Genomic DNA, 15,461 nt, shown 5'->3' with positions numbered 1-15,461 from the left:
GAGGATTTTTGCTTACGAGTAAATACAAGTTCAATCAGATAAAAATAGCTATCTTACTCTACAGATTTCAGAGCTTCAAGCATATCAACCTTTCTCAGATGATAATTGACAAAGAAACCAAGCAAGGTCAAAATGATGCTTACTGCTGCCACTGGAATTACATAGACTTCCCAACCTACCTGCGGATAAAAGAGAATAGTCGCAGGCGAAATCATTTGAATCAAAAATTGGTGTAAATAGAAACCTGATACCAGACCAAGTACAATTCCCACAAGGGACAGCACAATCGTCTCACGGTAAATGTAGAAGGTGACTTCATTATTATGAAAACCGAGAACCTTGATAGTGGAGAGTTCACGGATTCTCTCAGCCACGTTGATATTGGTCAGATTGTAGAGGATAACAATAGCCAACAGAACCGATACGATGACCAAGATGGTCATGGTCTGATTGAGTGAGCTAGCGACGGAGTCAAAGAGTCGAATGGCTGAAGCATTCTGGACAACGCTTGACACCGCAGATTGATTCATAAGTAAGCCGGCCTGTCTTTCGATACTAGTAGCACTGGTATCTCTTAACGAGACCAAATAAGTGTTGGCTTGGGGTAGCTGTCCGTAAAGTTGCTCATAGCTAGCCTGACTCATATAAATAAAGTGACCAACGTAGTTCTCAGTAATAGCAGCTACCTTTAGCTCCTTACCTTCAATTTCTAAAGTCTGCCCAACCTTGACACCTGCCAACTGGGCTAGTTTAGCTGTGATGACAACTCCATCTTTTAATGTCAGCTCCTGCTGATGATTTTGCAGATGGATAAAGGGGGTCAAATCCTCCTTCTCTGTCATCATAAGGGTGATGGTCTGAAGAGCAGCCTTGCCTTTGAAATCCTTGTCTAGCGTTTTAGAATAGATTTTCTGGTAGGCTTGAATATCCTGCCCTTTCAACACTTCTTCTAGCTCTGCCTTGTCTTGATTGGTCGCACTAGTATTTTCAGAGACAATCATCTGATACTGTTGGATTTGTTGAAACTGTCTAGACGGAACTCCTGCTACAGAGGATTGGATTCCCAAACCTGCAAAGAGCAGGGCTACAGAACCAGCCACACCAAAGATTGTCATCAACATCCGTTGCTTATAACGAAAGATATTGCGAGCTGTTACCTTATGGGTAAAACTGAGACGGCGCCAAATAAAACCGATGCGCTCCAGTAAAATTTTAGCTCCTTTGACAGGAGGTTTAGGCAGTAAAAGCTGGGCTGCTTCGTCATGAAGTTCTCTCCGAGCCACCAGATAGGCTGGTAACACACTCGCCAACCAACTCAATCCAAGAGCTAGTATGCTATAGGTCCAATAGAACTGAATCTGGGTTTCTCCCACCACCATACCTTTTGTAATGACACTTGAAATCACACTGGCTAGCAAATAATGACCAAGTATACTACCTAGAGCTGTTCCGACAGTCCCAGCTACTAGACCGTAGAGGAGAAATTTAGCGATAATATCCTTACTACGATAGCCCAAGGCCTTAAAAATCCCAGCATGTGTTCGTTCTTCATCCACAAAACGAGTCATAGTTGTGAAGGTCACCATAGCCGCTACGGCATAAAGCACCACAGGAAAGATATTGCCTACTGCCCGAATACTGGCTGAAGCATTACTGTACATGAGGTAGCCTTGATCGCCAGGCATGGTCTGACGATTATATATTTGATACTTGGGTTCAGCCAAATCATCCAAGACTTGCTGATGTTTTTCTAATTTTTCCTTTTCTTGGGCTAGATTTTGTTCAGCCTGCTTTAGTTTGTCCTCTTCCTTGCTCAATTCCTGCTTAGCTTGGGTAAGTTGAGAACTAGCCTGCTCTCTCTGAGCTTGAGGAAGCAAGGCTAGTTGACTTTCCTGCGCCTGTAAACGAGCTTGAGCAGTTGCTAAACGACGCTTGCCTTCCTGCATATTAACCTGCGCCTTGTCAAGATTCTCTTGCCCCTTATCGAGAGACTCTTGCCCTTCTTTTCTCAAGAGTTGCAGACGTGCCTTGCCATTATCTGACAAAGCTTGTTCAAGGTCTTCCTGATGTTGCTTGGATTTTTCTTCATAAGCTGATGAAAAGGCATTTAAGTCTGCTAAATCTTGATATTTCAAACGAGCTATATTGTAAACTTTCTGATCAAACTGACTAGGTAAAATGACCCCGTAGGCTGTCAGAGTCCCGCTTCCACTTGCTGCGTAGCCCATATCTCGCTGAGAGAGGATTTCAGCTGAATCCACAAAACCAGTAATGGTATAAGTATGGTCTTTTAAAGAGGAATGACCCTCTTCTTTTTCTTTAAAACTAATCTCCTGTCCCACGCTGTATTGGCCTTGCAAATGAGTGGCCAAAGCGATTTCCTTGTCTGACTGAGGAAGTCGTCCCTCTCTTAGCTGAAAGGTTGAAATTCGCTCTGGTTTGGAGTACAGCCGAATGGCATCCAGCCCATTTTCCATAGTCACATCTGTCAAATAGCCAAACTCAACCTCTGCGCCCTCTATCTGTTCTAGTTCTTCTTGATCTGTTTGATCCAAACCATAATTAGACATAACTGCCAAATCCAAGGTTTGAGCAATTGTTAAATAAGCATTAGCTGTCGCCTCCATATTGGGACTGGTTACTTTGAGGCCTACTAGGGCTAAAGAACCCAGCATCATCAAGGTCAAGATGGATAAAAAACGCCCCTTGGAGCCTGTGAAGGACTGAATTAAGTCCTTCCAATAGGTTTTTCGCTTGATCATGCTAGTACTCCAAACTGTCGATATCCTGAGGATGCTGGTTGATCACTACATCCTTGACACTGGCATCGTGCATATGAATCACGCGATCAGCAATGGGCGCCAAAGCTCCATTGTGAGTCACGATAATTACTGTCGCTCCCTTTTGACGAGACATGTCTTGGAGAATTTTCAAAACCTGCTTACCCGTCTGATAATCCAAGGCTCCAGTCGGTTCATCACAAAGAAGGATTTTAGGATTTTTGGCTACCGCGCGTGCAATGGAGACTCGCTGTTGCTCCCCTCCAGAAAGCTGGGCTGGAAAGTTATTGAGACGATGAGCCAGACCTACATCTGTCAAGACCTGTTCAGGATTCAAGGCATCTGTCACGATTTCTGAGGCCAGTTCCACATTTTCCTTAGCGGTTAGATTGGAAACTAGATTATAAAACTGAAAAACAAAACCGACATCATTGCGGCGGTAATTGGTCCTCTGGTGGGAACTATAGTCTGCAATATTGCCACCATCAATCCAGATTTCGCCCTCATCATTGGTATCCATTCCCCCAAGAAGGTTAAGAACCGTTGACTTGCCTGCACCAGACGCACCTAGAATGATAACCAATTCACCCTTTTCAATCTCAAAATTCACATCACGATTGGCCACAATCTCCGTGTCCCCAACCTGATACCGCTTGTAACAGTGTTTCATCCCAATATAAGCCATAAGATCCACCCTCTCTCAAACAAATTACTTCCTACTACAATTATAACGCTTTTTCAACTAGATGGAAACTGCTTACATTCTTAAATCCTTATTAAAAGGCAGTTTCAAACTACTGCCTTCTAATACTAAATGAAAATCAAAGAGCAAACTAGGAAGCTAGCCGCAGGTTGCTCAAAACAGCGTTTTGAGGTTGTGGATAAGACTGACAAAGTCAGTCACATATATACGGTAAGGCGACGCTGACGTGGTTTGAAGAGATTTTAGAAGAGTATGACATCTTCTTAAAAAGAAAATTGAACCAGATCGCCTTCTGCTGTTGCTACCGAAATACAATCTTTCTCTATGCATTTCACTTTTGCTTTTTCTTGATTCACTTCAATCACACTATTTTCAATACCTGGATAAGAGACTCGCAAATCTCCCCCACTTCTTGATAAAATACTCAACTGTAAGAGATTTTTATCCGCCCACCTCATGCTAATTTCAAAATGTCCACGTGCCATTAAGCCTGAAACGGAACCTGTTGACCAAGCATCGGGTAGGGCAGCTAGGGGCACCAGATAAGCTGTATGAGACTGGAGCAACATTTCCGCCATACCACTAGTAGCACCAAAATTACCATCTATCTGAAAAGGAGGATGGCTACACCAAAGATTTGGCAAGGTGGATGACTTTAACTGCTCTGCTAATAATTTATGGGCTCGATTGCCATCTCCTAGACGCGCCCAAAGATTGATCTTATTAGCCTTGGACCAGCCTGTGCCGCCATCTCCACGATCATTGAGGCTAGCACGCGCCGCATCAAGATACTCTTGTCCCTTGTAGCTAAAGAGATTTCCAGGATAGAGTCCCACTAGATGGGAAGCGTGCCGATGCTGAGCCTCCACTTTTTCATTTTGAAAATATTGCTCTTCCTCCTCATACCACTCCCTGATTCGACCAGATTGAGTGATTTGAAGAGGATTAAGCAAGTCAAATTTTTCTTTGACTTCCGTCAACAAGTCCGCATCCAGCCCCAATTCCTGAGTAGCCTGAATAAAATCATGAAATAACTGCCAAATCAGAGATTGGTCATAGGTATTGCCAATCGAAATCGGACCATGTTCTGGGGAATAAGATGGAGAAGACACCCAACGATGCGCCTGCTTATCCTCATGTAAAAAAGTATTCCAAAAACAAACCGTTTCCCTCAACATGGGATAAATTTTCTCCCTGAGATAGTCTTGGTCCCTATAAAATGAATAGGCTTCATAAACAGTTTGCATCATCCACGCATTGGCAGCTGGAGACCAACCCCAATAGTAATCCCAACCAGGCGCCGTCCAACCAAAGGGAGTCGCTTGAGTATGAACCAACCAACCATTCTCCTCCCCTTCCTGAGAGACGATTCCTGCATACCTTGCAGCCGCTAGACGACCATAGACTCGCAAATCATCGATATAGTTGATGACCGGAAAGACCGCCTCTAGGAGATTGGTAACATAGGATGGCCAATAATTCATCTGCAGATTGATATTCAGGTGATAGTCCGAATTCCACGGAGGATTATCGACCGCATTCCAGACTCCCTGTAGATTAGCTGGTAGAGCATCTGGGCAATCTCTAGAAGAACTAATCAATAAATACCGTCCATACTGGAAAAACAGTTCCTCCAAAGCCTGCCCCTCTTGTGGCTTATAATTTATTAGCAACTCATCTGTAGTGGATGCGTCAACATCAGCTTCCAAATCCAATTGAACACGCTGAAATAAAGCTTGGTAGTCCTCAATATGCCTTGATTTCAATTGGGCATAGCCCTTTTCTTTAGCTGTGTCCACCAAGTCCTTTACTTGCTGCTCTAAATCTAGTTTATTGCGATAATTACTAGCAGGATTTTGGGCAAAATCTGTCTTAGCCGCCAAGAAGAGATTGGCATAACTGGCTCCTGATATCTGAACCTTATCCGACCAGACTCTAATGTCTCCATCTGTTTCCCAAGCTAGATAACTAGCAAACCGCAGATCATTATCCTTAACCCGCCCCTTCATCAAGATATGAGAAGCAGTGATATCCAGCTGGCACTCTTTGTAATCAGATTTTTCCTGTTCATACTTTCCATCAGAAGCCAAATCACAGGTCAGCGACAGTTCTATAGTAAAATCTAGAGTTTCCGCCCCTTCCTTAGTAAAGCGCTGAATCAAGAGATCATCTGGAAAACTCGCAAAGGCTTCACGTTTAAAATACGTCCCTTTATATGCATAAGAAGTTGTCGCAAGTGCCTTATTGATATTAAGTTGTCTCTTGTAATCCGTCACCTGAGATAAAGTCTTGCCTTGCTTGCTAAACTCAATGTGAATATCCCCAAAGGACAGATAGGTTCCATATTGGCTGGTTTTTGGTCCAACTAGGTGCTGCTCAGCCAGTTCCTTAGCAGTATTGTAGTCTCTCTTCTCCAAAGCCTGACGAATCTCAGCTAAAAAGCTATACTGGTCCTGAAGATTTCCACCCTGATAATAGGAACTATCAGGAAGTGGACCACCAGACCAGAGACTTTTTTCATTGAATTGAATCCGCTCAGCCCCTACAAGACCAAAGACTTTAGCTCCTAAAGAACCATTGCCTATCGGTAAGGCCTCTTCTTCCCAACCCTTATATGTTGTTGAAGCTAGTTGCTTGTAGGCCAATACATAATCTTGTTTTTTATTCCTCATCATACTACCATACTAGCATAAAAAGTCTAGAAATCAATTCTAGACTTACAATTTTTTATTTTCCAAGGTAGTATTCAGAAACTACGTTCAATTTTTCGTCAAATTCGAATACCAATGGTGGGAAGTTAGGGATTTCCACGTCCATGATTTCGTCATCTGACAAACCTTTGATGTGTTTTACAAGGGCACGGATTGAGTTACCGTGAGCTCCTACGAATACGTTTTTACCATCTTTAAGAGCTGGAGCGATTTTATCTTCCCAGAATGGAAGAGCACGTTCCAAAGTCACTTTCAAGTTTTCAGCATCTGGGATTACTGAGTCGTCAAGTGAAGCGTAACGACGGTCTGTGTGAGCTGAGTGCTCATCATCACGGTCCATGTTTGGAGGCAATACATCGTATGAACGACGCCAGATGTGAACTTGTTCATCACCAAATTGTTCAGCAGCTTCAGCTTTGTTTTTACCAGTCAAACCACCGTAGTGACGTTCGTTCAAGCGCCATGATTTTTCAACTGGAACCCATAATTGGTCAGAAGCTTCAAGAGCCAAGTTAGTTGTTTTGATTGCACGTTTCAATACTGAAGTGTAAGCTTGGTCAAATTCGATACCAGCTTCTTTGATCAATTTACCAGCGTCAATCGCTTGTTGTGTACCTTTTTCAGACAAATCAACATCAGCCCAACCAGTGAAAAGGTTAGCTTTGTTCCATTCAGACTCACCGTGGCGAGCAAAAACCAATTTTACCATTAGATGGATTCTCCTTTAAATTTTCCGAGGTTTCCCCTCGTTTATCTATTCTATTTTACACAATTTTTCACAAAAAAGCTAGTCAAAATCAACTAAAAAGAGAGAACTAAGCTAGCTCTCTCAAGTTTTTATCCCATTATAAAACTAAACAAAGACAATAGAAAATCACTTGTTTTTTAAAGCATCAATCATACGATCTGCATTTTGATCTGCATTTTGCATCATACGATCTGTATGTTTTCTCGTATTAGTATCATCATAACGATTTAGAATCAAAGCTTCAATTGTTTCTTTACAATTTTCAAGATTAGCTTTTTCAAATACTACTGCACTAATAACGTGTGATCCACCAGAAGTAAGATTTAAAACAAGAAGAGTTTGAAAAGCACTTAAAACTGTCAATACTCCATAAGCAGCCAAAATCAAACCTCCTACAAATGAATTCCCCATCATAGAAAATCCAATAATTGTAAAGATGACACCCCAAGCAAATGATTTGAAATCAAGACTAAATGAATCGTCTACACTTGCAACTTGTTCTACTGGAATTGTCTTATTCTGAGAACCTAGGGGAATAACTTTTAAAATAGTATTAGGATTTGAAGTTTTAATAAAAACTCCCTCCAAAGCTACAGAAGCTTTCATGTAGAAAGTCAAGTAAGATGTAATAAAGGTTTGTTTCATAATAAAATCTCCTTTTTATTTTTTTTCAAATAAAATTGCATCATATTTGCTAAAAAAAAAAAGTATTTTCTGATATTATAAAATAAAAATTTGTATAATATGAAATAAAATATAATTCTTTTCAGAAATCAAAAACAACTTATAAAAATTTATTGTTGTAAAAACGTGACACAATTTTCCAATCTTATACGCAATATCAAATTCATATTTTATCTTACTGCTGTTAGCTTGCTAACTTTCTCTTTGATTCTTGTTGAGTATAAAAAGTCACACCTCGCAAATTTTCAAAATAAATAAAAATGCATCGTATCAGGTGTTCAAAACCTTGATACAATGCGTTTTATATACTATAAGACTAGTTGTCTTTCCTTCTCAAATTGAGTTTTCCCTGGACTTTTCAACCTTACTTCTCTTCAAATCCTTCTGCGACTGCGTCCGCAAAGTTTTCTTCTACGATGCTTGCACAGTGGTCACAGATGACTGCGTGGTAGCTGCGTTCTGCTGTTGTTGGGTCGATTCGACGGCAACGGTCACATACTTCACCTGCAGCGCGTTCTACTGTGAAGGCTACATCTTCAAAGCTAACGGCAGTTTCTGGAGCTGGTCCTTCTGCGATAGTCAATTCAGACACGATCAAAAGTTGAGCCACATTGCTGTTTACTGCTTCGAGTAGAGTTTTCACCACTTCGTTTGGATAAACTGTCAAGTGTGCTTCAAGTGATTTACCGATTACTTTGGCATTACGAGCTTCTTCCAAGGCTTTTTGAGCTTGTCCACGGAAGTCCATGAAGGCAGCCCATGTATCCAAGATTTCTTCTTGATTAGCAAAAGTTTCTGCTTCTGGTAATTCTGACAATTGAACAAAATCTTCGGCTTCAAACTCTAGATATGACCAGATTTCTTCCGCAGTGTGAGGAAGGATTGGTGTCAAGAGTTTGGTGATTTTGACAAGAATGTCATAGAAGACAGTCTGCATTTGACGGCGTTCCAATGATTTGGCACCTTCGATGTAAACAACATCTTTGGCAAAATCAAGGTAAAAGGCTGACAAATCAACGTTGATAAAGTTCACCAAAGCCTTGTAGATTGTCAAGAATTCAAAGTTTGCGTAAGCATCACGAATGGTCTTGACAAGCTGGTTAAAGCGAATCGTCATGTACTTATCAACTGAGCGAAGTTCTTCGTAAGCTACTGAATCTTGAGCTGGGTTAAAGTCAGATGTATTGGCAATCAAGAAACGAAGGGTGTTACGAATCTTACGGTAAGTTTCAGAGACTTGGCTCAAGATATCCATAGAGATACGTACGTCATTGCTTGAGTCAACACTTGTTACCCAGAGACGCAAGATTTCCGCACCAAATTGTTTTTCAACATCGCTTGGAGCAATGGTATTTCCAAGAGATTTAGACATCTTCTCACCTTTACCATCAAGGGTAAAACCTTGTGACAAGATTTGTTTGTAAGGTGCTACGCCATGGTTGGCAACAGATGTGATAAGTGATGAGTTGAACCAACCACGGTATTGGTCAGAACCTTCAAGGTAAAGGTCAGCTGGATAAGTCAGATTTGGACGATTTACCAAAACACCATTCCATGATGAACCTGAGTCAAACCAAACGTCCATGATATCAGTTTCTTTTTTGAACTCGCCATTTGGTGAACCTGGATGAGTAAATCCTTCTGGCAAGAGGTCTTTGGCATCACGTTCCCACCAAATGCTTGAACCATGTACTTCAAAGAGTTGAGCCACATGTTCAATAGTCTCAGCTGTCATGATAGCTGTACCGTCTTCTGCATAGAAGATTGGAAGTGGAACACCCCAAGCACGTTGACGAGAGATAACCCAGTCACCACGGTCACGAATCATATTATATAGACGTACTTTACCCCATTCTGTATGGAATTTAACTTTATCAATAGCATCCAAGATTTCTTGGCGGAATTTTGAAACAGAGGCGAACCACTGTGGCACTGCACGCCAGATAATTGGTTTCTTGGTACGCCAGTCAAATGGGTATGAGTGAGAGATTTCTTCTTGAGCAAGAAGGAGGTTACCGAGTTTTTCGATAACAGTTGGAACTACCTTTTCATAGAATTGACCTTCAAACTCAGGACCAGCGTTCTTCATCATGATACCACGTTCGTCAACAGTCACTGCGACTTCAAGACCATTAGCAATACCAACATTGTAGTCGTCCTCACCAAAACCAGGGGCTGTATGGACAATACCAGTACCAGAGTCAGTTGTAACGTGGTCACCAAGGATAACCAACTCATCTACAGCTGTATCCCATGGGTGTTCTGTTACGATGTGGTTGAGTTCTTGACCACGGTAAGTTGCCAACACTTGAACATCAGCCCAGCCAAATTTCTCAGACAAGCTAGTCAATAATTCTGCAGCAACCACAAACTTGCGAACTTCACCAGCAGGTTGAACCAAGACGTAATCAATATCCGCTCCAACAGTCAAACCACGAGAAGCTGTGATAGTAAATGGAGTAGTTGTCCAAACAACGATATAAGTATCTGTATCTAGAACACCTTTGCCATCTTTTACCTTATTGGCATAATAAAGTGAAGTCGAAACCAAATCATGGTATTCAATTTCCGCTTCGGCAAGGGCTGACTCAGATGACCATGACCAGTAAACTGGTTTTGCACCACGGTAGATATAGCCTTTATTAGCCATCTCACCAAAGACACGGATTTGGGCTGCTTCATAGTCTGGAGTTAAAGTCACATATAAATTTTCCCAGTCACCTGACATCCCCAAGCGCTTGAAATCATCACGTTGTTTATAAACTTGAGAAAGAGCGTACTCACGACAAAGTTTCAAGTACTCAACCAAGTCCATTTCTTTGCGCTTAACACCTTGCTTTGCCAAAACTTGCTCGATTGGCAGACCATGAGTATCCCAACCCGGGATATAAGGTGAGTTGAAACCTGACATAGACTTAGAACGAATGATGATATCTTTTGAGATATGATTCATGGCATGTCCAACGTGGATATTTCCGTTTGCGTATGGAGGGCCATCATGCAAGACAAAATGCGGTTTCCCTTCATTTAGTTCTTGACGACGTTGGTAAAGTTTTGCATCTTCCCATTCCTTTTGCCAAACTGGCTCTTTGGTAGGAAGTCCTGCACGCATTGGGAAAGCTGTTTTCCCAAGGTTAAGGGTATCTTTGAGTTTCATGGTATCTCCTTTATAAATAATAACAAATTAAAAACCACGACTGTCAAAAAGGACGAAAATCGTGGTACCACCTTTATTCGGAAAAAGATTTAGTCTTTCTCCCTCTTTTCCCGTAACGTGGGGAACGTCAAATCTTACTAGCTTCAGACTTGAGTTTTTGAGAGGATAATCTTATCATTAGGGATTACAGGACTCACACCATCTCCTGCTCGCTGGAAATATAAGGATAATATATTGTTCTCAGATTATTTCTTATAAAATTGTAACGGATTCTTGCGGTGCATCAAATCCTGGTGCTGAATCAAACGTTTCTGTAGCTGGTGTTGGAGCCGAAGGATGTACTGGAGCTACTTCTGGTTCTTCATACATTGGACCAACTGGATGAGCTGTCTCTTCTTCAATTTGAGGACTCGATACAGGAGTTGGGTTTTCCACTTCCTGTTTAGCTTGAGCTTCAAATTCAGCCAATTCTTTATTGGCTGCCTCAATACGAGCCTGTAACTCTGTCATTTCTTCTGGAGAAAATTGACGTGTCATATCAATTGGTTCTTCTTCAATTGGAGATGGAATCGGTTCTCCAAGTACTTCGCTAACCACTTCTTTAAAGGCTTCATCACTGGTTTGAAGATAAGTAGCTGTTGGACGAAGAATATCTTCCCAGTCTGAAGATTCAACAATAGCCAACTGACTCTCAATTGTAGATTTGAGACGTTGGTGGAAGACACGACTCTTGTTCTTCAATTCTTCAGTTTCAACAGCAACTTTCTTAGCATTATCAGCAGCCTGACGAAGAATTTCATTTGCCTTGTATTTTGCTTCTTCCAATAATCGATGTGCATCCTGTTCAGCTTGATGAATAATATTATTTGAACGATCGTGTGCTGTTTGTTTCACTCTCTCAGCTGTATCTTGGGCAATTAATACAGACTGGCTCAACGAATCTTTCATCTCATCAAAGTAAGACAAACGCTCTTCCAAATTTTTAATATGTAAATCCTTATCATGATTAGAACGAACCAAATCTTCATAATCACGAACTACAATATCTAAAAATTCATCTACTTCTTCTGGATCAAAACCTCTAAAACGTGTGCTAAAGGTTTTATCTTTGATTTCTAACGATGTAATTGGCATATTTTTCCTCACTTACTTAATAATAACTGGACTGTTATTTTTTTCTTCTCTTTTTTAGTTTGTCCCTTATCTTGAAGCAACCTCAAACGCCCAATTTTTCTCACACTAATCAAGTCTCCAACTTGAACAGTATAATCTGATTTGTCTACCACATGATAATTTACTTGGACAAGTTTTTTTTCAATTAACTGGTTTGCTTGATTCCTAGATAGTTTCAAAACATTTGATAAAAGAACATCTAATCTAAAACTAGACACGCATAAATCCAGCTCTCTATACTGTTCTAGCTTATCTATTTTCTCGGTGAAAGGACGTTCCTCCAGCGAAACAGGTATACGGCCAATTTTCTTTAATCCATCTTGAAAGAGAAGAAGAAACTGCTGATTAATCATAATCTGCGCCCGTTCTTCATCTACTAGGATATCTCCAAAAAGTTTCCGTTCAATCCCCAATTGATTGATGACTGTCCCTAAAATCTTAGCATGCGTTAAGTGTTCAAATTTATTGGAATACACTATTTCCTGGAGAGATATTTCAAAATCTGAAAACTCTGGCTGGAAATAATCTGGGTATAATAAAACTCGAACATACTCACTTGAGACGAATTCCCCACTACTGCTACAAGCAAGACCATAGGTTTTGGCTAAAATTTTTAATAGCTTCTCCTGATGAGGATTGATAAAAGGAGTTAAAGAAGGAGCATAGCTATCTTCTACCTTCTTTATCCATTCCATTCCCTTATCAAGAAAGGGACGATCTTCTATAGAGAAATGCTGGTAAATCCCTTTATTCATCCTATCATCGCCAGAAAACGGACTAGGTTTTCTCCTAAAAATCGAACCAAAACAATCGCAACCCAAACAGATAAATCAAGACCTGCTATCTGTAAAGGCAGACGTTGCAAAGGAGCAAGCACTGGTTTTACCAATGCTACAATCCAACGACCCAAACTGGATTCGTAGGCGCCTGGAAACCAAGACATGACAGCAAAGGCCACCAAAATCAGGGAGTAAATATCCACTGCATTATAAATCATACGAATTAAAAAAATCATTATCGTACTCTATTTCGTCTCATATCAAAATCAAACTCACCCTGTTGATCTTCATCTGGTAAACGAATATCTTCTACATTCACAATAACATTCACTGGTGTTAACAGATACATAGTAGATGCTACCTTTTTCAGATTTCCAGCTAAAACATGGCAAGCTCCATCCAAATAGTCCAAACAACGACGGGCCTGTACCTCTGTCATATACTGAAAATCAATTAAAATACTTTCGTTTCCTGCCAATAAATCAACAATTTCTGTTGCATCTTCATATTTTCTAGGATAACGAACATCAATTGTTACTTTTTCAGTAGAATGCTGATTTTGCTTTGCTAACTCTTGTTGACGTGCATGCAGTCTAGTAATATTAGTTTCTTTTGTACTACTTGTGCTTGGTGTTTGATTCGTTGAGAGAGCCTTTTCCTGTGTAGAATTTACTGGAGTTAGAATAGGCTCATCTCGTTTTTCATTAGGGAGACTTAAATCCTCATCCTCCGTAAAATAATCTATAAATCTATCGAATCTATCTTTTAAAGACATGGTTCTCTCCTACTTAAAAAATGCTGTACCTATACGAACAAAGGTGGAACCGAATTGAATCGCTTCTTTATAATCACGACTCATTCCCATGCTTAAGTCGGTCATAGGCATACTTGGAATTTGTTTTTCTTGGATTTCTCTTTGCAAATCTTGGGTCGCCTTGAAAATTTCTTTCAACTGCTCACTGCTAGCCTCAAAAGGTGCCATCGTCATTAAACCAACATATTCAATCTTATCTAGTTTGGCTAACTCTGGCAAGACTTCCAATAATTCTTCTCTCGAAAAACCGTGTTTACTTTCTTCTTTAGAAATATTCACCTGAATGAAACACTTGATGACTCGGTCACTTCTTTTTTGAATTTCCTCTGCTAGCTTTACTGAATCCAAGGCATGAAAATAATCAACGTATTGAATGACATCTTTCACCTTACGTCTTTGCAAGGTACCAATCAAATGCCAGGTCACATCTCGATCTTTTAAAGCTTTATATTTCTCTAGAAACTTATCTACACGATTTTCACCGATATGATGAACCCCTAGTGGAAGCAAGGCTTCCGCTGTCGGTACATCTACATACTTGGTAACTGCAATGACAGAGACTGAGCCACTCTCGCGATGAGCACTCAGACTTGCTTCTGCGACTTCCCGAAAAACACGTTCTGTATTTTCTTTTACATTCATTTACTTAACGATTTTTGAAAAATGGAGGTGTATCCAACTCATCTTCATCTTGCGAATTTGGAATTTCAAAACGTTCTACCGGCGACACTACTGAATCAGTCGGACGAACAATTGTCTCGCGACGTAAATCCCAATCACCAAAAGCAGATCCTTGAGCTTGTTCCGAGCGACGTTGATTTTGTTTTGGCAATTCAGCCGTTTCTGCCATATCAAAATGACGATCAAAGCCATGTGAATGAGCTGGTTTTACTGTCTCACGGTAGTTAGTAGTCGGTCTAGCTTGTGGAGCAACAACCTTCTCTACGCGGTCTTGACGAACACCTGTTGCAACAACTGTTACACGAATTTCATCACGCATACTTTCATCAATTGAAGTACCGAGCCAAATGTTCACTCCTTGACCTGCTGCCTGGTTCACAATTTGTGAAGCCTCTTCAGCCTCAATCAAGGTTAAGTCAAGACCACCAGTTACGTTGACAATCACATCTTCTGCTCCATCAATTGTTGTTTCAAGAAGTGGAGAGTAAATTGCCTTACGTGCTGCTTCTACCACACGTTCTTCTCCACTACCGATACCAATCCCCATAAGAGCATTCCCTTTGTTTGCCATTACCGTTTTCACATCGGCAAAGTCAAGGTTAATCAATCCTGGATTAGTAATCAAATCGGTAATTCCTTGAACACCTTGACGAAGAACGTTATCTGCCTCGCTAAGAGCTTCAAGAAGTGGAGTTTTCTTATCAACAATTTCAAGCAAGTTGTTGTTTGAAATAATCAATAGAGTATCTACATGCTCACGAAGTTGGTTGATTCCTTCAACAGCAAATTGTCCACGCTTGCTTCCTTCAAAACCGAAAGGACGTGTCACAACACCAACTGTAAGAGCACCTAAATCTTTGGCGATACGAGCAATAACAGGAGCAGCTCCAGTCCCAGAGCCTCCTCCCATACCAGCAGTGATGAAGACCATATCTGCGCCACTGATAGCTTCCGTCAGTGTTTCTTCGCTTTCTTCAGCAGCCTTACGACCAACCTCAGGTTGACCTCCTGCACCCAAACCACGAGTCAATTTAGGCCCCAACTGAATAACAGTCTCAGCTTTTGTACTACTCAATGCTTGTACATCTGTGTTTGCTGCAATAAATTCTACGCCTGTAACACCTTCGTCGACCATACGGTTGATGGCATTGCCACCACCTCCACCGACACCAATTACTTTAATCACTGCACCTTGAGCAGCAGCTGTATCAAATGAAAATGTCATAATTTA

At 40.9% G+C, this 15,461-nt stretch carries 12 protein-coding genes and 1 other annotated feature; all 12 genes read right to left on the bottom strand.

The window, feature by feature from the left end:
* Window positions 1–53: 53 nt before the first annotated feature.
* Window positions 54–2,762, bottom strand: coding sequence for an FtsX-like permease family protein (locus B7695_RS09260; protein WP_084891292.1), 2,709 nt, complete (start codon window positions 2,760–2,762; stop codon window positions 54–56).
* 1 nt (window position 2,763) lies between these two features.
* Complete coding sequence (locus B7695_RS09255; protein ID WP_084891290.1) at window positions 2,764–3,465, bottom strand: ABC transporter ATP-binding protein; 702 nt, start codon at window positions 3,463–3,465, stop codon at window positions 2,764–2,766.
* Window positions 3,466–3,746: 281 nt separating this feature from the next.
* The gene (locus B7695_RS09245; protein WP_084891288.1) at window positions 3,747–6,158 is read right to left on the bottom strand and encodes a glycoside hydrolase family 95 protein; all 2,412 of its coding nucleotides are present in this window, start codon (window positions 6,156–6,158) and stop codon (window positions 3,747–3,749) included.
* 52 nt (window positions 6,159–6,210) lie between these two features.
* Window positions 6,211–6,903, bottom strand: coding sequence for a phosphoglycerate mutase (locus tag B7695_RS09240; RefSeq protein ID WP_000240129.1), 693 nt, complete (start codon window positions 6,901–6,903; stop codon window positions 6,211–6,213).
* A gap of 165 nt (window positions 6,904–7,068) precedes the next feature.
* Window positions 7,069–7,587 carry a hypothetical protein gene (locus tag B7695_RS09235; protein ID WP_084891286.1) on the bottom strand — a complete coding sequence of 173 codons (519 nt, stop codon included), beginning with the start codon at window positions 7,585–7,587 and terminating at the stop codon, window positions 7,069–7,071.
* Window positions 7,588–7,990: 403 nt separating this feature from the next.
* The gene (ileS, locus tag B7695_RS09230; protein WP_084891284.1) at window positions 7,991–10,783 is read right to left on the bottom strand and encodes an isoleucine--tRNA ligase; all 2,793 of its coding nucleotides are present in this window, start codon (window positions 10,781–10,783) and stop codon (window positions 7,991–7,993) included.
* A gap of 45 nt (window positions 10,784–10,828) precedes the next feature.
* Window positions 10,829–11,041: a binding site (T-box leader), on the bottom strand.
* Window positions 11,036–11,917, bottom strand: coding sequence for a DivIVA domain-containing protein (locus tag B7695_RS09220; RefSeq protein WP_345789005.1), 882 nt, complete (start codon window positions 11,915–11,917; stop codon window positions 11,036–11,038). It overlaps the preceding feature by 6 nt.
* Before the next feature lie 8 nt (window positions 11,918–11,925).
* On the bottom strand, window positions 11,926–12,711 hold the full coding sequence (locus B7695_RS09215; protein ID WP_142358887.1) for a YlmH family RNA-binding protein: 786 nt from the start codon (window positions 12,709–12,711) through the stop codon (window positions 11,926–11,928).
* Complete coding sequence (locus B7695_RS09210; RefSeq protein ID WP_000576513.1) at window positions 12,708–12,971, bottom strand: YggT family protein; 264 nt, start codon at window positions 12,969–12,971, stop codon at window positions 12,708–12,710. Before B7695_RS09210 ends, B7695_RS09215 begins: the two co-directional genes overlap by 4 nt.
* A complete protein-coding gene (locus B7695_RS09205) occupies window positions 12,971–13,510 on the bottom strand; it encodes a cell division protein SepF (protein WP_084891280.1) in 540 nt (179 codons plus the stop codon). The genes B7695_RS09210 and B7695_RS09205 overlap by 1 nt, the downstream gene beginning before the upstream one ends.
* A 9-nt stretch (window positions 13,511–13,519) precedes the next feature.
* A complete protein-coding gene (locus tag B7695_RS09200) occupies window positions 13,520–14,191 on the bottom strand; it encodes a YggS family pyridoxal phosphate-dependent enzyme (RefSeq protein WP_084891278.1) in 672 nt (223 codons plus the stop codon).
* Window positions 14,192–14,195: 4 nt separating this feature from the next.
* Window positions 14,196–15,455, bottom strand: a complete 1,260-nt coding sequence (ftsZ, locus tag B7695_RS09195) for a cell division protein FtsZ (protein WP_000144273.1) — start codon at window positions 15,453–15,455, stop codon at window positions 14,196–14,198.
* Window positions 15,456–15,461: the final 6 nt, after the last annotated feature.

It is taken from the genome of Streptococcus mitis, from assembly GCF_002096845.1.
Lineage (GTDB): Bacteria > Bacillota > Bacilli > Lactobacillales > Streptococcaceae > Streptococcus > Streptococcus mitis_A.
This window is presented reverse-complemented; position numbering and strand designations above follow the sequence as displayed.

Bases quoted from the DNA above. Each gene is read 5' to 3' on its own strand.
- ftsZ (WP_000144273.1), bottom strand. From the start codon at position 15,455: ATGACATTTTCATTTGATACAGCTGCTGCTCAAGGTGCAGTGATTAAA.
- B7695_RS09235 (WP_084891286.1), bottom strand. From the start codon at position 7,587: ATGAAACAAACCTTTATTACATCTTACTTGACTTTCTACATGAAAGCT.
- B7695_RS09260 (WP_084891292.1), bottom strand. From the start codon at position 2,762: ATGATCAAGCGAAAAACCTATTGGAAGGACTTAATTCAGTCCTTCACA.
- B7695_RS09200 (WP_084891278.1), bottom strand. From the start codon at position 14,191: ATGAATGTAAAAGAAAATACAGAACGTGTTTTTCGGGAAGTCGCAGAA.
- B7695_RS09255 (WP_084891290.1), bottom strand. From the start codon at position 3,465: ATGGCTTATATTGGGATGAAACACTGTTACAAGCGGTATCAGGTTGGG.
- B7695_RS09220 (WP_345789005.1), bottom strand. From the start codon at position 11,917: ATGCCAATTACATCGTTAGAAATCAAAGATAAAACCTTTAGCACACGT.
- B7695_RS09215 (WP_142358887.1), bottom strand. From the start codon at position 12,711: ATGAATAAAGGGATTTACCAGCATTTCTCTATAGAAGATCGTCCCTTT.
- B7695_RS09210 (WP_000576513.1), bottom strand. From the start codon at position 12,971: ATGATTTTTTTAATTCGTATGATTTATAATGCAGTGGATATTTACTCC.
- ileS (WP_084891284.1), bottom strand. From the start codon at position 10,783: ATGAAACTCAAAGATACCCTTAACCTTGGGAAAACAGCTTTCCCAATG.
- B7695_RS09245 (WP_084891288.1), bottom strand. From the start codon at position 6,158: ATGATGAGGAATAAAAAACAAGATTATGTATTGGCCTACAAGCAACTA.
- B7695_RS09240 (WP_000240129.1), bottom strand. From the start codon at position 6,903: ATGGTAAAATTGGTTTTTGCTCGCCACGGTGAGTCTGAATGGAACAAA.
- B7695_RS09205 (WP_084891280.1), bottom strand. From the start codon at position 13,510: ATGTCTTTAAAAGATAGATTCGATAGATTTATAGATTATTTTACGGAG.